The sequence below is a fragment of the Pseudomonas sp. Marseille-Q5299 genome, from assembly GCF_943737035.1.
GTDB classification, from domain to species: Bacteria; Pseudomonadota; Gammaproteobacteria; order Pseudomonadales; family Pseudomonadaceae; genus Aquipseudomonas; species Aquipseudomonas putida_E.
Map to the genome: position 1 here is coordinate 212389 of NZ_CALSFR010000003.1, position 18408 is coordinate 230796.

Sequence of the window (18408 nt, forward strand, 5' to 3'; positions counted from 1 at the left end):
TCATCCTTCTTTACGTCCATGGTCACTCGGCGTCTTGTCGCCGGTCACCTCGCGGTACCACAACTGATGGTGTTTGCGCGCCCAGGCACGGCTGACCCAGCCATGCAGCATGGCGCCGATCGAGCCCTTGATCCAGATACCGGCGTAGATGTGCACGATGATGCTGAGAATCAGCACGAAGCCCGCCAGCGCATGGGCCAACGACGCCAGGCGAATCGAACCTATGCCGAAGAAATGGCTGAAGTAAGCGCGCCAGATCACCACGCCACTGAGCAGCAACACCAGCATGCACACCAACAACGTCCAGAACAGCAGCTTCTGCCCGGCGTTGTACTTGCCGATCGGCGGCACGCCCTCCTCCTTGTTGAGCATCACCCGGTCGATGCGGCGCAGCCACAGGCGGTCGTTGGCAGTGATGAAGTTGGCGCGCCAGAAACGCACCACCAGGAACAGAAAGAACACGAACATGGCCACCCCGATGAAGGGGTGCAGGATGCGTGTCCACGGCCCGCCGCCGAACAGATGGCTGAGCCAGAACAGCGCCGGATGGAACAGCGCCAGCCCCGAAAGCCCGGCCAGCACGAACAGGATGGCGACGATCCAGTGGTTGGTCCGCTCGTTGGCGTTGTAGCGCAGGATGGGTTTGTCGTCGTTCATGGCCGCTGCTCCCCTTGCCCACCGGGCTGCTTCGGATCATAGACATGCACCGCCGGGTCCACCTGGTGCACGCTGTCATCAGGTGGCGTGGGGCTGGGGTGTTCGTCCTCCTCGACCCGCTGCGGGCCAACCCGCACATAGTGGAAGAACCCGGCCAGCACCGCCGCGCCCATCGCCAGCAGTGCCAGCGGCTTGGTGATGCCCTTCCACAAGCCCACCAGCGGGCTGATCACCGGCTGGTCCGGCAGGCCGGCATACAAGCGGGGCGTATCGGCATGGTGCAGTACATACATCACGTGCGTGCCACCGACGCCGTCCGGGTCGTAGAGCCCGGCGTTGTCGTAGCCACGCGATTTGAGGTCGACGATGCGTTCGGCAGCATGCACCTTCATTTCGTCCTTGCTGCCAAAGACGATCGCGCCGGTCGGGCAGGTTTTCACGCAGGCAGGCTCCAGGCCCACGCTCACGCGGTCGGAACACAGCGAGCACTTGTAGGCCTTGTGGTCTTTCTGCGAGATGCGCGGAATGTTGAACGGGCAGCCAGTGATGCAATAGCCACAGCCGATGCAATGGTCCTGGTTGAAATCGACGATGCCGTTGGCGTGCTTGATGATCGCACCCGGGCTCGGGCACGCCTTCAGGCAACCCGGCTCGGCGCAATGCATGCAGCCGTCCTTGCGGATCAGCCACTCCAGGTTGCCATCGTCGCGCTCGTGTTCAGTGAAGCGCATCAGGGTCCAGGTATCGGCCGTCAGGTCTTGGGGGTTGTCGTAGGTGCCGTGGTTGTGGCCGACCTCGTCACGCAGCTCGTTCCACTCTGAACACGCCACCTGGCAGGCCTTGCAGCCGATGCATTTGGTGGTATCGATCAGTTTGGCGACTTCCTGCTGCAGGCGTACCGAAGGCGGTACGGTGGTGGTGGCCGAGCGGGCAATGATGTCTTGGCTGGCCATCAGACTTTCTCCACTTTGACGAGGAACGACTTGGACTCCGGCGTCTGCGTGTTGCCGTCACCGAGGAAGGGCACCAAGGTGTTGGTCAGGTAACCGTGCCGTGTCGCGCCGGTGAAGCCCCAGTGCAACGGGATGCCGATCTGGTGCACGGTCTGGTTGTTGACCTGCAGCGGGCGAATCCGCTTGGTCACCACCGCCACCGCTTCGATATGCCCGCGCTTGCTCGACACCCGCACCCGGTCGCCCGCCTTGATGCCTTTCTCGTTGGCCAGCACCTCACCGATCTCGACGAACTGCTCAGGCTGGGCAATGGCGTTGAGCCGGCAATGCTTGCTCCAGAAGTGGAAGTGCTCGGTCAGCCGATACGTCGTCGCCGCATACGGGAATTCGTCGTGCTTGCCGAGGGTGTCCCACACCGAATCGAAGATCCGCCCGGCCGGGTTGCTGGTGGCCTTGTTGTTCTTCGGGTGCAGCGGGTTGATGCCGATCGGCGTTTCGAACGGCTCGTAGTGCTCGGGGAACGGCCCTTCGGCCATCTTGTCGATGGCAAAGAACCGCGCCACGCCCTCGGGGTTCATGATGAACGGGTTCATGCCCGCTTGCGGTGGCGAATCGACCTTGAAGTCGGGCACGTCGGTGCCGGTCCAGGCCTTGCCGTTCCACCATACCAGGCGCTTTTTCTCCGGGTCCCATGGCTTGCCTTGCAGGTCACTGGAGGCACGGTTGTACAGAATGCGGCGGTTGGCCGGCCAGGCCCAGGCCCAGTTCTGCGCCTGGTGCATGCCATACGGGTCGCTGTTGTCACGCCGCGCCATCTGGTTGCCCTGCTCGGTCCAGCAACCGGCGAAGATCCAGCAGCCGGACGCAGTGCTGCCGTCGTCCTTGAGCTGGCCGAAGCCTGCCAACTGTTGCCCGGCCTTGATGAGCGCGCCCGAGGGGTCGGTCACATCAGTGACCGCCCAGCCGTTCATTTCCTTGGCCAGTTCCTCCGGGGACGGCTCGTCAGGCAGCTTGTAGGGCCAACTGATGTTCATGATCGGATCAGGGTAAGTGCCACCCTCGGTCTGATAGCGCTGACGCATGCGCAGGAACAACTCGCTCATGATCTGCACGTCGGTGCGGGTCTCGCCCGGGCCGTCGGCGCCCTTCCAGTGCCACTGCAGCCAGCGGCTGCTGTTGACCAGCGAACCATCCTCCTCGGCGAAACAGGTGGTGGGCAGGCGAATCACTTCGGTCTGGATATTGGCCGTGTCGACATCGTTAAAGGGCCCGGCATTGCGCCAGAACTCCGAGGTCTCGGTGGCCAGCGGGTCCATGACCACCAGCCACTTGAGCTTGCCCAGGGCAGCAGTCACGCGGTTCTTGTCGGGCAACGCGGCGATCGGGTTGAAGCCTTGGCAGATGTAACCGTTGACCTTGCCTTGGCTCATCATCTCGAACATGCGCAGCACGTCATAGGCCGGCACGTCGAGCTTGGGCAACCAGTCGTAACCCCAATTGTTTTCTGCCGTGGCATTGGCGCCATACCAGGCCTTCATCAGGCTGACATGGAACTTGCCGTAGTTCTGCCAGTAGGACAACTGGCCAGGGCGCAGCGGCTTGGAGGCCCGCTTGTCAATGTAGGCGGCATAGTCCTGCTCGGCATCGCCAGGCAGGCTCAAGTAGCCCGGCAGCGAGTTGGACAGCAAGCCAAGGTCGGTCAGGCCCTGGATGTTGGAATGCCCGCGCAGGGCATTGACCCCGCCACCCGGCATGCCGACGTTGCCCAGCAGCAACTGGACCATGGCCGCACTGCGGATGATCTGCGCGCCGATCGAATGCTGCGTCCAGCCCAGTGCATAGAGGATCGTCATGGTCTTGCCCGGTACCGAGCAGGTGGCGATCTCTTCCCAGATCTTCATCATGGCGTCCTGCGGCATGCCACAGGTCATGCTCGCCAGTTCCGGGGTATAGCGGCTGTAATGCTGCTTCATCAACTGGAACACGCAACGCGGGTGCTGCAGGGTCGGATCGACCTTGGCGAAACCGTCCTCGCCCAGTTCGTACCCCCAGCCGGACTTGTCGGCATACACACGCTTGGCCGCGTCGTAACCACTGAACAGCCCGTCTTCGAAACCATAGGTTTCTTTGACGATGAACGACACGTCGGTGTAGTTGCGCACGTACTCGTGCTGGATCTTGTCATTGCTCAGCAGGTAGTTGATCAACCCGCCCATGAAGGCGATGTCGCTGCCGGTACGAATTGGCGCGTAGTAGTCCGCCACCGAGGCGGTACGGGTAAACCGCGGGTCGACCACGATCAGCCGCGCCTTGTTGTGCGCTTTGGCCTCGGTCACCCACTTGAAGCCGCACGGGTGCGCTTCTGCTGCGTTGCCACCCATCACCAGAACCAGATTCGCGTTGGCGATATCTGACCAGTGGTTGGTCATGGCGCCACGGCCGTACGTCGGGGCAAGACTTGCCACCGTCGGGCCATGTCAGACACGTGCCTGGTTATCGAACCCCAGCATGCCGGTTGCGCGGATGACCTTGTGGGTCAGGTAGCCGGCCTCGCTGGAGGCGGCGGAGGCAGCGAGAAAACCGGTGGTAAGCCAGCGGTTGACGGTTTGCCCCTGGGCGTTCTTTTGGATGAAGTTGGCGTCGCGGTCCTGCTTCATCAGTCCGGCGACGCGGTCGAGTGCCTCGTCCCAACTGACCCGCACCCACTCCTTGCTGCCCGCCTTGCGCACCTCAGGGTATTTGAGGCGGCTCTCGCTGTGGATGAAGTCCAGCAGGCCGGCGCCTTTCGGGCACAGGGTGCCGCGGTTGACCGGGTGGTCGGCGTCGCCTTCGATATGGATGATGTTCTGTTTGACGTTCTTGCCCGCATCGCCCTGGCTGTAAAGAATCAGCCCGCAGCCGACCGAGCAGTAGGGGCAGGTGTTGCGGGTTTCCTTGGTATGCGCCAGCTTGAAGTGGCGCACCTGCTCGGCGAAGGCCGGCGTCGGGGCCATGCCCAACGCCGCCAGGCTCGAGCCTCCAAGGCCGACAGCGGCGACCTTGAAGAACTGCCGACGGTTGAGGTCCATCGTGCACTCCTGATCAGGTTTCGGGCGCTCGGGGCATTGCCGGCGCCTCGGGTCATCACGGTGGCGGCAAAGTGATGCCGCCAACCGTTAAGACTAGCCAAGAATGCCAAAAGTGCGATTGACCCTAGTCAGCAAGGCGGCAGATTGCGCGCCACATTCAAGGCCGCGCTGCTCTGCGCCACTGGCATGATTTCGAGCGTGTTGATGTTTACGTGTGGCGGCTGTTCAGCGATCCACGCAACCGTGGCAGCAATGTCCTGGGGCAAAATCGCCTGCACATCACGGTACAACGCATCCACTGCATTCAGGTCGCCGTTCAGGCGCACCACCGAAAAATCGGTCCCGGAACACAGCCCGGGTTCGATGTTGCTGACCCGCACGCGGGTCCCCGCCAGATCGGCGCGCAGGTTCAGGCTGAACTGACGCACGAACGCCTTGCTCGCGCCATAAACGTTGCCGCCCGGGTAGGGATAAGTGCCGGCAATCGAACCAATGTTGATGATCATGCCGCTGTCGGCCCGGACCATCTGCGGCAATACCGCATGGGTGACCATGGCCAGGCCGGTGATGTTGGTGTCGATCATGCGCTGCCAGTTCTCGGCGCTGCAGGCTTGGGCCCGCTCGATACCCAGCGCCAACCCTGCGTTGTTGACCAGCACATCGATGCCCGGCGCAGCTTCGTTGATCTGCGCCACCGCTGCGCTGACCGACTGCATATCAGTCACATCCAGCGCCAGTGGAATGAAGTTGTCGCCAAGTTCATGCTCCAGGGCCTGCAACTTGTCCATACGGCGGGCGCCACCGATCACGCGATAGCCCTTGGCAACCAGGGTGCGGCATATGGCCCGGCCAAAGCCTGAGGAGGCGCCGGTTACGAATGCAGTTTTCATCAGGTTTGTCTCCCAGAAGGTAATGTCAGACCAGGTACTTCACGCCAAGGCTGGTGAACAGGCACAGCATCGAGAACACCAGCGCCTTGCGCACCACGTCGTTGCCTTTGCGCAGCGCCAGTGCACTGCCCATGTGATTGCCGAGGATGTTGCAGGCCACCAGCGGCAACGCCAGCAGGTAGACCACCTTGCCGGCCATGATGAATGCGACCAGCGCACCGATGTTGGAGGCGAAGTTGAAGGTCTTGGAGTTGGCCGAACTGGAAACCAGGTCCATGCGCAGCAGGTAGTGGAAGGCGATGATGAACATGCTGCCAGTGCCTGGGCCGAAGAAGCCGTCGTAAAAACCGATGGCCAGGCAGGTCACCGGCACGACGGTGTAGAGCATCCGCGCCGACAGCTCTCGCTCCTCTATCGGGCGGTCTTTGGGGGTGAGGAAGATCAGGATGCCGAAAGGGATCAACGCCAGAATGATCTTGCCTACGGTTTCCTGAGAGATCGACACGATCAGGTGCGCCCCCAGGTAGGCGCCGAGCAGTGAGAACGGCACGCCGACCAGTGCCACCTGCCAGACCATCTTGCTGTTGGCCAGGAAATTGCGGATGGCAGCCAGCGTGCCCAGCGTACTGACCAGTTTTTCCTGCCCCAGGGCTACCTGAGGCGGCATGCCCACCAGCAAAAACCCTGGTACCAGGAACAACCCGCCACCCCCGGCAATGCTGTCCACAAAGCCTGCGACAAAGGCAATGGCGCCCAGCAGCAGGATCGCCAGCAGCCAGTGTTCTGCCCAGTAAGCGCCTAACAGTTCCATAGCAGTAATTCCGTCGAAAAATGAAAAGAAATCAGGAGAGCACTTCGTAAAGGTGGTCGGCCCGGGCGAAGCGCACACGGTTCAGGTCGTTGACCGCGAACACCCGCAGCAGCCAACGGTCAGCGCCGTCGTTCTGCGGCTCGAAACCATCGCGGGCATGCAGCACGCGCTGGTTCTTGAAGATCATGAAGTCGCCTGGCAGCAGCAGGTGTGGCTCATCGAAACGCCGGGTTTCCAGCAAGCCGCGCAGGGTGGCCAGGGCCTGCTCGGCGCGCAGGTTCAGCCCGTGGGTGTTCTCGCTGTCGAAGCGGCACAACCACTCGCCTGAATGGCCACGCACCAGCACCGGCAGTTCGGCGGTGCAGCGGCGGTTACCGGTGAACGAGTCGGGGCGGCGGATTTCGAATTGCGCTTCGCACAGTTCGCGCACGGTAGCCAAGGGCAGCGACGCGATCACAGCATCAAGGTTGACCAAGGTGGTGCTGATACGTGGATCACAGCGCATGCCGAAGAACGACAGGTATTCCGGGCAGCAGGAAACCGTACCCAGCGGCTCGGAAGACAATGGCAGGTCGGGATTGTCTACGTGATAGGAAAATCGCAGCCGTGAGCCATGCGAGCTCTTGTGGCTGGATGAAGTACGGGCCGGGATGACATGGCGAAACAGCCGACCGTCATTTTCACCCTCGTAGACAACCGGGTTGATGCCCATCAGGTTCTGCATGGTCAGGCTGACCAGGCAGGCAATCGGCGTGCTGCGTGGGCTGAGCACACCGGAGTAAGGGGTAGGAGGCACATCGCGATCGCGCGGGCAATTACGCACGATCATGCTGGTCAGTTGCGGATCCTCAACGAACCCCCGGATTTGCTGGCACAGCGCTTTGCCCAAGACCTCCTGCGCCTGCTCCTTGAGTTGCGGGTAAAGCTCTTTGCTGGTTTCGAAATCGAGCGGGGTGTTGCTCAGCAAGGTTTGCCAGGCACTGGAGACAACCCAGGGCAGGCGGATCTCCAGTGAAGTCTGAGGCTCGGCTGCTTGTTGCAGGTATGCGCTTTCCATTTCGAGTGCTATTCCATTGGCCATTCGGTGTCGTGCCATGCCGGGCAGAGGCGGCAGTCATTGTCTTTTTTTGAAACCGTTCACAGCTAAGCGATGCGAACGAGGGGTGCTGCTCCAGGCACCACCACATTGCACCGACTCAATAATTGTAATTACAAAAATAGAATCGATTAAATTTATTTCATTGGCCGATTGCCATCAGCATTGAATCGAATCAATCAACTTATTGATTTCAAAAGATTTCTTCTGAACGTGGATTGATCGCGCTCACGCTTGCGCTCCCGTCGTGTAGGGAGGACCCGCAGCGACAAGCCTTCACGTCATATCAATAGAGGCAATTCACATACAAAAAACGCGATTACTCCGATCTTGCCTTTCGTGCTAGGCTTCCGCGTTCTTGCAGATTCTGGTGCCATTTCCATGTGGGTTCCTCACTACAGCGACCTGGCGCAGCCGGTCTACCTGATGATTGCCGATGCTCTTGAACAGGACATAGGCAACGGCCGGCTGGCGCCTGGCGACCGCCTGCCAACACTCAAGGATCTTGCCGAGTCATTGCACGTGACGCCTGGCACCATTGGCCGAGCCTATGACGAAGCGGCCAAGCGGGGCCTGGTGGTGGGCGAGGTTGGCCGCGGTACTTTCGTCCTGCAGCAACGACCGGCGCCTACCCCCACCGCATTCTCGCGGCCCGCACCGCTCAAGCATGAAAGCGGCCAGATCGACCTTTCGATCATCAAGCCCAACGATGCGCACATGGCCGACTGGCTGCGCGGAGCGATCACCGAGCTGGCGGCTTCCCCCGACCTTGACCAAGTGCTCGACTACGTTACCGACGGTGGCCATGCGACGCACAAGCAGGCTGGCGCCACATGGATTCAGCGCTGGTTGCCCGAAGCTCGCGCGCAACAGGTGGTGCTGACCTCCGGCGCCCAGCATGGCCTGCTGGTAGCGATCAGCAGCCTGTCGAAAAGCGATGATGTGATCCTCTGCGAGTCGCTCTGCTACCCCGGCATCATTTCCCTTGCCCACAGCATGGGCCGCCGCTTGCGCGGGGTAGCCATGGACGAGCACGGCCTGATGCCCGAGGCCTTGCGGGCCGCCTGCCTGGAGCACCGCCCCTCGCTGCTGGTATGTGTGACCACTCACCAGAACCCGACCAACTCGGTAATGCCGCACGCGCGTCGCGAGGCTATCGCCCAGATTGCCCGCGAGTTCGACCTGTTCATCGTGGATGACGATATCTACGGCTTCCTCGAACCGGCGCCTGACTACAAGCCCTTGGCCGCATATGCACCTGAGCGCTCGGTGTACCTGACCAGCCTGTCCAAGAGCGTGCTGCCGGCCCTGCGTATCGGCTACCTCTACGCGCCGCCACAAACGCTGTCACGGTTGTCGTCTATGGTGCGCAGCAGCGTCTGGATGCCCTCCCCGCTGATGGCTCAGCTGGCCAGCAACCTGATCAACAGCGGCATGGCCGAGCAGTTGGTGCGGGTGCAGCAGGAAGAAGCCGCCGCACGCCAGTTGATGGCCCAGGAAATCCTTGGCAGGTACAAGGTGCGCAGCCAGCCCAACAGCTTCCATATCTGGCTGGAACTCCCAGAGCCATGGACCAGCGATGAGTTCGCCAACCTGGCTCGCAACAATGGCGTAACCGTGGTCAGCGGCAGCCAGTTCCTGCCTGAGCGCAGCCCAGCCAGCTGTGGCGTGCGCATCGCCCTGATGACGCCAAGCCGCGCCGAGCTGAGCTTTGCCCTGACCAAACTCGCCAGCTTGCTGGATTCGTCCGAGCCGCGGCTTTTCTACTAGAGATGAACAGGGCCGCAGGGGGCTCACGAACCGTGATGCGGCTCAGCGGATCAACCGCGCCAGCCCATCCAGCAACCGCTGCAAGGCCCCCTGATTGGCCTGCATCACCGCCCTGCCCGCCTCACCCATGCGCCGGGCATCCTGCGGCAATTCGATCAACTGCCGCACTGCCTGTGCCAACCCTTGGGCATCGTCCACCTGCTGCAACGCCCCGGCATCACGCAACATCGCGCTGATTTCGAGGAAGTTGAACACATGCGGCCCCATGATCACCGGCAGTGCCAGCGCTGCCGGCTCCAGTGGGTTGTGGCCGCCAGTGGCGACCAGGCTACCGCCAACGAAGGCGATGTCGGCCAGTGCGTAGAGGAACAACAGCTCGCCCATGGTATCGCCGAGCAGCACGCGGGTCTGGCCATCGACCGCCGCACCGGCAGAACGGCGAACGGTAGCGAACTGCCCGCTGCACAAGGCATGCACTGCATCGAAACGCTCGGGGTGGCGCGGCACCAGGATCAGCAGCGCGTCGCCATGCGCCTGCAACAACTGCTGATGAGCCTGCAGGATCAGCGCGTCCTCACCCTCATGGGTACTGGCCGCAATCCACACCGGCCGCTCGCTTGCGCCCCACTGTTCACGCAGTGCCCTGGCACGCGGCAAAAGCTGGTCATCGACCTTCAGGTCGAACTTGATCGAACCTGTGACCTGCACGCACTCAGGACGCGCACCCAAGTCGCGGAAGCGTTGCGCCTCGGTTTCGGTCTGCACTGCAATCAGGTTCATCTCGGCGAGCATCGGCCGGGTCAGTTTGGCGAAACGCGCGTAGCCACGGGCGGAACGCTCGGACAACCGAGCATTGGCCAGCGCAACCGGAATGCCACGCTTGGCGCATTGGTGAATGTGGTTGGGCCACAGTTCGGTTTCCATGATGATGCCCAGCCGCGGGCGCACATGGTCGAGAAAACGCCCCGCCGCCCACGGCAGGTCATAAGGCAGGTAGCAATGCTGGATGCGTGGCTCATCGGCGAACAGCGCGCGAATGCGCTCGGAGCCGGTGGGGGTCATGCAGGTAAGCGTGACCGGCAGGCCCGGGTAGGCCTTGAGCAAGGCTCGCACCAGGGGCGCGGCGGCAATGCTTTCACCTACCGATACGGCATGTACCCAGATGCCACCCTGGCGCATCGCCGGCAGATTGCGGGCGAAACGTTCGCCGATACGCTGGCCGTAGGCCGGGGCCTTGCGTGCACGCAGGTAAAGGCGCAGCGCGACCAGCGGCAGGCCCAGGTGGAACAACAGGGTATAGAGAGTTCTGTTCATGGCGGCGAAGTTTACCCGATCGCGCGCAAGTGCACCGCAAAGCGCTCGGCCAGCCATTGCGCGGCGGGCCCCAGCGGTTCGTCACGGCGCCAGGCCAGTTCGACGACCAAGGCCGGGGGCCGCCATTCGCTGGCCAGCTCGACCATGTGCGCCTGGTAGGTCGGGTATTGCACCACGTGGCGTGGCAGCCACGCCCAGCCCAGCCCTCGCATCAACAGCTCGGCCATGGCGTAGAAGCTGTCGGCGCGCCATACCTGCGGGCTGATCGCTTCGCCGCCGGGGTAGCCACTTTGCTGCGGGGCGATCAGCAACTGGCGGTAACGTGCCAGCTGCTGGCGTGTGACGCGGCTTTCACGCGCCAATGGATGATCCACCGCGCACACCGTGACCATCTCCACGCTACCCAGGGCACGCCGCTCCAGTGAGGCAGGCATGCTTTCATGGTGGAAAAACAAACCCAGGTCTGCACGTCGCTCCACCAGCTTGCGCGCTACATCACCTTGGGCACCGCTGGCCAGTTGCACTTCCAGAAAAGGGTAATGACTGGCCAGTTCGTCGAGGCTGTCGATCACAGGTTGATAAGGCATGGCTTCATCCTGGGCCACCCGCAACAAGGCTTCCTGGCCACGCATCAGGGCCAGAGCGCGGCCATCGAGCCGCTCGCACTGGCGCAGCAGTTCGCGGGCATCCTCCAGCAGCGCGGTACCGTTTTCGGTTAGCCCGGGCTGACGGCCGCTGCTGCGCTCGAACAAAGTGACGCCGAGGTCCGCTTCGAGCATTGCAATGGCATTGCTGACGGCGGACTGCGCTTTGCGCTGCTCGCGGGCGACGGCAGAAAACGAGCGCAGTTCGACGACGCGTACAAAGGTACGCAACTGCTCGAGGCTCCACTTTTCGGCCATCAACCTATCTCCCAGAGTGATAGGTAATGACTTTACCGCATTCAGGGACACTCTAGAATGCCCGCCCAGAACCGGAGGAACGAACCATGAACGCCTACACCTACCTCGCCATCGCCATTGTCGCCGAAGTCATCGCCACAGCCTCCATGAAGGCTGTGAAAGGCCTGAGCACGCCATTGCCCCTGCTGCTGATGGTGGTCGGCTATGCCATCGCGTTCTGGATGCTGACGCTGGTGGTGCGCAGCATTCCGGTGGGTATCGCCTATGCGATCTGGTCGGGGCTTGGGATTGTGCTGATCAGCGTGGCGGCGCTGGTGATCTATGGGCAGAAACTCGATGTGCCGGCGATGCTGGGGATGGCGATGATCGTTGGCGGCGTGGTGGTGATCCAGTTGTTCTCCAAGACTGCCGGGCATTGATGGGGCCTGTCGGCGATGAGCCAAGCCAGGCATAGCCTGTATACTTGCCAGCTGTCCCAGACTTCGAGGTACCGCCATGCCATCCGCCATTTCCACTGACGTGCTCATCGTCGGCGCCGGGGTCGCAGGCCTGTGGCTCAATGCCCGCCTGCGCCGCCTGGGTTATTCGACAGTGCTGGTGGAGCGCGCCAGCCTTGGCGGCGAACAGACCATCAAGTCCCAGGGCATCATCCATGGCGGTACCAAGTACGCCCTGCACGGTGCGTTGACGGGGGCCTCGGAAGCCATCGCCGACATGCCACGGCGCTGGCGCGAAGCCGTGGCCGGCAGCGGCGAACTGGACCTGAGCTGCACCCGCCTGCTTTCCGACGCCCACTACCTGTGGTCGCCCGGCACCCTGGCCGGCAACCTCACCAGCTTCTTCGCCAGCAAAGCCGTGCGCGGCCGGGTTGACCAGGTCAAGGGGGACCAGTTGCCTCCCGCACTGCAGGACCGCGCCTTCAAAGGCAAGGTGTATCGCTTGGCCGAACTGGTGATCGATGTCCCCAGCCTGCTGGCCAACCTGGCTGAACTGGCTGGCGACTCCTTGCTCGCCGGTGAGCACATCGAGCCCCTGCGTGAAGGTGATTCACTGGTTGGCCTGCGCGTGGACGGCCGTGAAATACGGGCCCAGCGCATCGTGCTCAGTGCTGGCGCGGGCACCGAGGGCCTGCTTCACGCCCTGGGCCTTGAGCAACCGGCCATGCAAACACGGCCGCTGCATATGGTCATGGCCAAAGGCCCTAACCTCAAACCACTGTATGCCCACTGCCTGGGCGGCGGCCCCAAGCCGCGCGTCACCATCACCACCCACCCCGCAGCCGATGGCCAATGGGTCTGGTACCTGGGCGGCGACCTGGCTGAAGCCGATGGCGTAGCACGCGACACGGCGGCACAGATTGCCGCAGCCCAGAAGGAAGTCAGCCAGCTCTTGCCGTGGGTAGATCAACGCCTGGTCCGCTGGGCCACGCTGCGGGTCGACCGCGCAGAGCCTGCACAATCGGGCCTGGTGCGGCCCGACAACGCGTTCCTCGCCGACCAGCAGCGCCTACTGGTGGGCTGGCCGACCAAACTTGCCCTGGCGCCCGACTTCAGTGACCGTGTGCTGGCCAGCCTGGAACGTGACGGCATCCGCCCAAGCGCCCAGGCCGAGCTTGCAGGGCTGCCACGCCCGCCACTCGGCGTGCCCGCCTGGGAGCAACTGCTGCCATGACCTTGCCGACCCTGCACGACTTCTACCGCCCGCTGGGCAGCACAGGCTTGAAGGTGTCCCCTCTGGGCCTGGGCACGGTCAAGCTTGGCCGCGACCAAGGCGTGAAGTACCCCACCGGGTTCACGATCCCCGGCGATGACGAAGCGCGCCTGCTGCTGGCCCAGGCGCGCGAACTGGGTATCAACCTGATCGACACGGCACCGGCCTATGGCCGCAGCGAAGAGCGCCTGGGGCCGCTGCTGCGCGGCCAGCGCGATGAATGGGTGATCGTCAGCAAGGTTGGCGAAGAGTTCGAAAACGGCCTGTCGCGCTTCGACTTCAGTGCAGCCCACACCCGTCTTTCGGTCGAACGCAGCCTGCGCCGGCTGGAAACCGACCGTATCGAACTGGTGCTGGTGCACTCCGATGGCAACGACCTGGAGATTCTCGAGCAGCAAGAGGTCTACCAGACCCTCGCAGCCCTCAAGCAGGAGGGCAAGATCCTCGGCTACGGCCTGTCGGGCAAAACTGTCGCCGGCGGGCTGAAGGCACTCGAGCAGGGCGACTGTGCCATGGTCACCTTCAACCTCAACGAGCAGGCAGAACGACCGGTACTGGACTACGCTGCCGAGCACGGCAAAGCCATTCTGGTGAAGAAGGCCTTGGCCAGTGGGCATGTCTGCCTCGCACCTGGTGTCGACCCGGTACACGCCAGCTTCGAACTGCTGTTCGCCCACCCTGGCGTCAGCAGTGCTATCGTCGGCACCATCAACCCGTTGCACCTGGCCCACAACGTGGCCACGGTCGCCCGCATTTTGGGCCAGCATTGAGTTGTCCCCACCCCGGGCCTGGAGACTGACCCGACGCAAGGAGGAGCCTCGTGCCGCGTACGCTGATTCGCAAGAACCCGAGCAACTTCAAAACACTGCCATTGCATGTCGAAGCCACCTCCGAGAGCCTGGTCTACCAGAGCATCGGCATGCCGGTGAACTTCGCCCAGACCCAACAACGGCGCCGGGCCATCCAGCTACCCGATAACCAGCGTTTCGTAGCTGAACTGGCCAACCTGGGTGTATCGGTACGCCTGACCCTGCACTGGCAGAACCGCGACTACTGGGTACTGGTGCGTCAGCGCCGCCAGGACCGGGGCGACGTGGTGCTTAAATTGATTTCAGGGTATGTCCCGGCTCAGGAGCTCAACCTGCCGCTGCACACCGCGGTACAGGAAGTGGCGGAAGAGTGCCTGCTGGAAACGCCGGAAGGCTGGCTGGGTGGTCGCTTCAACGACACCTGGCTACCTGCACCTTACGCTGCTGCCCTGCACTACCGGGAAGCGCTGCCGTTCGTGCTGACGCCGGAATCGGGTGCCGCCCGGCCGGTGCATTGCGGCAACCTGATGTTGCTGGAGCGCCCACGGGCCTACGTGCACCTGCCTACGGCATCGCTGCAACTGATCTACGACATGCGCCTGCAAGTACCCAGGGACGCCAAGAAGCTGAGCCTGTTCCATGTCGATGAACGCCTTGAAGGTGATCAGCTGGTCGCCCGGCTCAACCGTAAACGGCCCGACCTGTACCTGATGCCGGTGCAGGACGGTCAGCCGCAGGCCGAGCTGTATACATTGAGGAAAGATGAACTGGTGCCGGCCAGTACCCGCGGGCTGTACCTGGCGGAGAGCTTTGCCCGGCAGGACGGGTGGGTGGTCGCGGACGAGCGGATACGCTGGAAGGATTGGGTAAAGCAGCAGGGGCTGGTGGAGCGCAAAACCGCAAAGGCTTCACACCTGCGACGCTTTGGCGACAAGGCGCGGGCACTGCTGGAGCGCGCGCGCACCTCGCTGAACAAATGAATATCCGGGGCCGCCTTACGGCCCCGGGCACATCAGTTCTTGCGGATTTTTTCGACTATCGCGGTCGTCGAGCTGTTCTCGACCAAGCCCAACACCTTCACGGTGCCGCCGTAGCCCTTGACGATATCGGCACCCACCACCTGGTCGATACCGTAGTCACCGCCCTTGACCAGCACATCCGGTTTCACCTGGCTCAGCAGGTTCTCCGGCGTACCTTCAGGGAAGCTGATGACCCAGTCCACCGCGCCCAGCCCAGCCAGCACGGCCATGCGCCGATCGACACTGTTGATCGGGCGGCCAGGGCCCTTCAGACGGCTTACCGAGGCATCGTCGTTGACCGCGACGATAAGACGATCACCCTGGGCACGCGCCTGCTCGAGGTACGTCACATGCCCTGCATGCAGGATGTCGAAACAACCATTGGTGAACACGATCTTCTCGTTGTGCGCACGCGCATCGTCGATGGCCAGCAGCAATTGCTCCAGGCCCAGCACGCCACGCTCGGAACCTTCCTCGCGCTGGATCGCGCGACGCAGCTCAGGTGCGCTGATCGCTGCAGTACCCAGTTTGCCAACCACGATGCCAGCCGCAAGGTTGGCCAGGGCGACCGCGTGGGGCAGGTCTTCACCGGCCGCGATGGCCGCAGCCAGGGTGGAAATCACGGTATCGCCAGCGCCGGTCACATCGAACACTTCGCGGGCACGGGCCGGCAGGTGCAGCGCCGGCTGGCCGGTGCGCAGCAGGGTCATGCCGTGCTCGCCACGGGTCACCAGCAACGCGCCCAGGTCAAGGTCCAGCAGCAGCTGCAGGCCCTTGGCGACCAGTTCGGCCTCATCGGCGCAGCGGCCGACAATGGTCTCGAACTCGCTGAGGTTCGGCGTGATCAGGCTGGCACCGCGGTAGATGGAGAAGTCCTTGCCCTTGGGGTCGGCCAGTACCGGAATACCCTTGGCACGTGCGGCCTCGATCAGGCTCTGATGATTTTTCAGTGCGCCTTTGCCGTAGTCGGACAACACCAGCACCTTGACACCCTCGAGCAGGCTCTCGACTTCGGCGCCCAGCGACAGCGGGTCAGTGGCGAACGGCTCTTCGAAATCGATGCGCAACAGCTGCTGGTGACGGCTCATGACCCGCAGCTTGACGATGGTCGGCTGGTGCGCAATGCGCTGGAACACCGAACGCACCCCCGCAGCCTGCAGGCTGTTGGCCAGGCTGTCGGCGGCCTCATCCTGGCCGGTAACGCCGATCAGTGCCGCCGGGGCACCGAGGGCGGCGATGTTCAACGCAACGTTGGCCGCGCCGCCGGGGCGATCCTCGATCTGATCGACCTTGACCACCGGCACTGGCGCTTCTGGCGAGATACGCGAAGTACCGCCATGCCAGTAGCGGTCCAGCATGACATCGCCGACCACCAATACCGGGGCTTGATCGAAACGCGGCATGGACAACTTCATGGGCAACCCATATGAAAATAATGAACAGGGGCAGGATATTAGCACAGGGTAGGCGACGGCTTTACGGCCAGATCGGGCCCTGGAAAATTCCGGTGACAATCGGGGCCGTACGGCCCCGATCAAGGGCAACTCAGGTGATATCGGCCTTCGCCGGCTCGTCCAGCCCCATGGCGTGCAAGCGGGCATAATAGCCATTGGCTGCCAGCAGCTCGGCATGGGTACCGCGCTCCACCAGGCGGCCCTGGTCCATCACCAGGATCTGGTCGGCTTTTTCGATGGTCGACAGGCGGTGCGCGATCACCAGCGTGGTGCGGCCCTGCATGACATGGTCCAGGGCAGCCTGGATATGCCGCTCGGACTCCGTGTCCAGTGCCGAAGTCGCTTCGTCGAGGATCAGCAGCGGCGCGTTCTTCAACAGGGCCCGGGCAATCGCCAGGCGCTGGCGCTGGCCACCGGACAGCAGCACGCCGTTTTCACCCACGTCGGTGTCAAAGCCCTTGGGCAGCTGGTCGACGAACTCCTTGGCATAGGCATCGGCAGCCGCAGCTTCGATGTCTGCGCGCGGCGCGCCGGCCAGGTCGCCGTAGGCAATGTTGTTGGCCACTGTGTCGTTGAACAGGGTCACATGCTGGGTCACCTGCGAAACGTGCCGGCGCAGGTTGCGCAGGCGGTAGTCTTCGATCTCCACGCCATCGAGCAGAATCTGCCCCTGATCGTGGTGATAGAAGCGCGGGATCAGCGCCGCCAGGGTCGACTTGCCGCTACCAGAGCGCCCGACCAGTGCGATCATCTGCCCAGGCTCGGCGGTAAAGCTGATGTCGCTCAGCACTTCGCGATCGGTACCTGGGTAGGTGAAGCTCAGGTTGCGTACTTCGAGGCGACCGGCCACCCGCTCCTTCTCGATCGTACCGCGGTCGATCTCGGGCTGCTCGTCGAGCTGCTCGAAGATGCTTTCAGCACCGGCAAGGCCTTTCTGGATGGTCGAGCTGACCTCAGAAAGCTGGCGGATCGGCTTTGGCAGCAGGCCCGCAGCAGTGATGTAGGCCACCAGATCACCGGCGGTCGAGTCGCCCCGCAGGAACAGCACCAGGAACATCAACGCGGCCATGGCGCTGTAGATCACCAGTTGCAGCATCGGCGTGTACAGGGCGCCTGTCTTGGTCATGCGCAGCTGTTTGTCGGTGTTGCTCTGGCTGGCACGGCCAAAGCGCTGCTGCTCGTAAGCCTCGCCGCCGAAGCTGCGCACCACACGGTAGCCCTGGATGGTTTCGGAAGCTACGTGGGTCACGTCGCCCATCGCCACCTGGATCTTCTTGCTCTGTTTACGGAATTTCTTGCTGGCGACGCTGACCATTACCGCGATCACCGGCAGGATGGCGACCATTACCAGGGTCAGGTGCCAGTTCATCCAAAGCAGGTAGGCAAACAGGAACACCACGGTCAGGCCTTCACGGATCACCACCTTGATTGCATCGGTGGCGGCCCCCGTTACCATGGTCACGTTGAAGGTGATGCGTGAAATCAGGTGCCCGGAGTTGTGATTGTCGAAATAGCGGTTGGGCAGTACCAGCAGCTTGTTGAACAACTCCACGCGCAGGTCATGCACCAGGGAAAGGGAAACCTTGGCCAGGAAATAGTTGCCGAGGAACGAACCCAGGCCCTGCCATGCGGCGATCAGGATGATCAGCAGCGGTACCGCCTGCAGCAATTGCAGGTCGCGCAAGTAGGGCACGTTGGGGAACAACACCGCTTCGGGGTTGCTCAGGCCATCGACAAAGTACTTGAGGATCCCGGCCAGCATTGGCTGGGTCGAGGCAAAGATCACGAAACCGATAATACTCAGCAGGAAAATGCCGATATAGGGTTTCACGTAGCTCAGCAACCGGAAGTAGATCTTCAGGCTGGAGGTGTGCTCCGCCGGTAGCGGTGTTTCGGCCATCATCGAGCTCGCTGTTCAGGTTGAACCGGAAATTTTACCACAGGCGTCATTTTCG

15 protein-coding genes are annotated in these 18408 nt (G+C 62.7%); 5 read left to right on the plus strand and 10 right to left on the minus strand.

The window, feature by feature from the left end; translation table 11 throughout:
* The 6 genes from NGJ21_RS09675 to NGJ21_RS09700 form a co-directional block, all read right to left on the minus strand.
* Complete coding sequence (locus NGJ21_RS09675) at positions 1-657, minus strand: formate dehydrogenase subunit gamma (RefSeq protein WP_115273456.1); 657 nt, start codon at positions 655-657, stop codon at positions 1-3.
* Positions 654-1610 carry a formate dehydrogenase subunit beta gene (fdxH, locus tag NGJ21_RS09680; protein ID WP_046785079.1) on the minus strand — a complete coding sequence of 319 codons (957 nt, stop codon included), beginning with the start codon at positions 1608-1610 and terminating at the stop codon, positions 654-656. Before fdxH ends, NGJ21_RS09675 begins: the two co-directional genes overlap by 4 nt.
* A complete protein-coding gene (fdnG, locus tag NGJ21_RS09685; protein ID WP_251962062.1) occupies positions 1610-4678 on the minus strand; it encodes a formate dehydrogenase-N subunit alpha in 3069 nt (1022 codons plus the stop codon). The genes fdxH and fdnG overlap by 1 nt, the downstream gene beginning before the upstream one ends.
* 128 nt (positions 4679-4806) lie before the next feature.
* The gene (locus NGJ21_RS09690; RefSeq protein ID WP_125923485.1) at positions 4807-5568 is read right to left on the minus strand and encodes an SDR family NAD(P)-dependent oxidoreductase; all 762 of its coding nucleotides are present in this window, start codon (positions 5566-5568) and stop codon (positions 4807-4809) included.
* A 25-nt stretch (positions 5569-5593) separates the two neighbouring features.
* The gene (locus NGJ21_RS09695) at positions 5594-6379 is read right to left on the minus strand and encodes a sulfite exporter TauE/SafE family protein (protein WP_046785076.1); all 786 of its coding nucleotides are present in this window, start codon (positions 6377-6379) and stop codon (positions 5594-5596) included.
* 31 nt (positions 6380-6410) lie between these two features.
* Complete coding sequence (locus NGJ21_RS09700; protein WP_046785075.1) at positions 6411-7436, minus strand: TauD/TfdA family dioxygenase; 1026 nt, start codon at positions 7434-7436, stop codon at positions 6411-6413.
* A 420-nt stretch (positions 7437-7856) separates the two neighbouring features.
* Between NGJ21_RS09700 and NGJ21_RS09705 the strand changes: the two genes are divergently transcribed.
* Entirely contained in the window at positions 7857-9245 is a 1389-nt protein-coding gene (locus NGJ21_RS09705) for an aminotransferase-like domain-containing protein (RefSeq protein ID WP_046785074.1), read from the plus strand.
* 42 nt (positions 9246-9287) lie between these two features.
* Here the strand turns inward: NGJ21_RS09705 and waaA are convergent, their stop codons facing one another.
* Positions 9288-10559, minus strand: a complete 1272-nt coding sequence (waaA, locus tag NGJ21_RS09710) for a lipid IV(A) 3-deoxy-D-manno-octulosonic acid transferase (protein ID WP_115273453.1) — start codon at positions 10557-10559, stop codon at positions 9288-9290.
* Positions 10560-10570: 11 nt separating this feature from the next.
* Positions 10571-11461 (minus strand): LysR family transcriptional regulator, encoded by an 891-nt coding sequence (locus NGJ21_RS09715; protein WP_119688177.1) that lies wholly within the window; start codon positions 11459-11461, stop codon positions 10571-10573.
* Positions 11462-11547: 86 nt separating this feature from the next.
* Between NGJ21_RS09715 and NGJ21_RS09720 the strand changes: the two genes are divergently transcribed.
* The 4 genes from NGJ21_RS09720 to NGJ21_RS09735 all read left to right on the plus strand — a co-directional run bounded on the left by NGJ21_RS09720 (position 11548) and on the right by NGJ21_RS09735 (position 14960).
* Positions 11548-11880 carry a DMT family transporter gene (locus tag NGJ21_RS09720; RefSeq protein WP_046785071.1) on the plus strand — a complete coding sequence of 111 codons (333 nt, stop codon included), beginning with the start codon at positions 11548-11550 and terminating at the stop codon, positions 11878-11880.
* A 76-nt stretch (positions 11881-11956) separates the two neighbouring features.
* Complete coding sequence (locus NGJ21_RS09725; RefSeq protein WP_251962063.1) at positions 11957-13132, plus strand: NAD(P)/FAD-dependent oxidoreductase; 1176 nt, start codon at positions 11957-11959, stop codon at positions 13130-13132.
* A complete protein-coding gene (locus NGJ21_RS09730) occupies positions 13129-13941 on the plus strand; it encodes an aldo/keto reductase (protein WP_046785069.1) in 813 nt (270 codons plus the stop codon). The genes NGJ21_RS09725 and NGJ21_RS09730 overlap by 4 nt, the downstream gene beginning before the upstream one ends.
* A gap of 50 nt (positions 13942-13991) precedes the next feature.
* A complete protein-coding gene (locus tag NGJ21_RS09735; RefSeq protein WP_115273451.1) occupies positions 13992-14960 on the plus strand; it encodes a metal ABC transporter ATPase in 969 nt (322 codons plus the stop codon).
* 32 nt (positions 14961-14992) lie between these two features.
* Here NGJ21_RS09735 and hldE read toward each other — a convergent pair whose 3' ends face one another.
* Positions 14993-16414, minus strand: a complete 1422-nt coding sequence (gene hldE / locus NGJ21_RS09740) for a bifunctional D-glycero-beta-D-manno-heptose-7-phosphate kinase/D-glycero-beta-D-manno-heptose 1-phosphate adenylyltransferase HldE (RefSeq protein ID WP_039602848.1) — start codon at positions 16412-16414, stop codon at positions 14993-14995.
* Positions 16415-16544: 130 nt separating this feature from the next.
* Positions 16545-18353: a lipid A export permease/ATP-binding protein MsbA gene (gene msbA, locus NGJ21_RS09745; protein ID WP_046785175.1), complete on the minus strand. Its 1809-nt coding sequence runs from the start codon at positions 18351-18353 to the stop codon at positions 16545-16547.
* Positions 18354-18408 lie beyond the last annotated feature (55 nt).

Excerpts from the sequence above, each read along its gene's own strand:
- hldE (WP_039602848.1), bottom strand. The coding sequence starts at position 16,414 with ATGAAGTTGTCCATGCCGCGTTTCGATCAAGCCCCGGTATTGGTGGTC.
- NGJ21_RS09695 (WP_046785076.1), bottom strand. The coding sequence starts at position 6,379 with ATGGAACTGTTAGGCGCTTACTGGGCAGAACACTGGCTGCTGGCGATC.
- NGJ21_RS09720 (WP_046785071.1), top strand. The coding sequence starts at position 11,548 with ATGAACGCCTACACCTACCTCGCCATCGCCATTGTCGCCGAAGTCATC.
- NGJ21_RS09715 (WP_119688177.1), bottom strand. The coding sequence starts at position 11,461 with ATGGCCGAAAAGTGGAGCCTCGAGCAGTTGCGTACCTTTGTACGCGTC.
- NGJ21_RS09725 (WP_251962063.1), top strand. The coding sequence starts at position 11,957 with ATGCCATCCGCCATTTCCACTGACGTGCTCATCGTCGGCGCCGGGGTC.
- NGJ21_RS09730 (WP_046785069.1), top strand. The coding sequence starts at position 13,129 with ATGACCTTGCCGACCCTGCACGACTTCTACCGCCCGCTGGGCAGCACA.
- waaA (WP_115273453.1), bottom strand. The coding sequence starts at position 10,559 with ATGAACAGAACTCTCTATACCCTGTTGTTCCACCTGGGCCTGCCGCTG.
- msbA (WP_046785175.1), bottom strand. The coding sequence starts at position 18,353 with ATGGCCGAAACACCGCTACCGGCGGAGCACACCTCCAGCCTGAAGATC.
- NGJ21_RS09700 (WP_046785075.1), bottom strand. The coding sequence starts at position 7,436 with ATGGAAAGCGCATACCTGCAACAAGCAGCCGAGCCTCAGACTTCACTG.
- NGJ21_RS09690 (WP_125923485.1), bottom strand. The coding sequence starts at position 5,568 with ATGAAAACTGCATTCGTAACCGGCGCCTCCTCAGGCTTTGGCCGGGCC.
- NGJ21_RS09705 (WP_046785074.1), top strand. The coding sequence starts at position 7,857 with ATGTGGGTTCCTCACTACAGCGACCTGGCGCAGCCGGTCTACCTGATG.
- fdxH (WP_046785079.1), bottom strand. The coding sequence starts at position 1,610 with ATGGCCAGCCAAGACATCATTGCCCGCTCGGCCACCACCACCGTACCG.
- NGJ21_RS09675 (WP_115273456.1), bottom strand. The coding sequence starts at position 657 with ATGAACGACGACAAACCCATCCTGCGCTACAACGCCAACGAGCGGACC.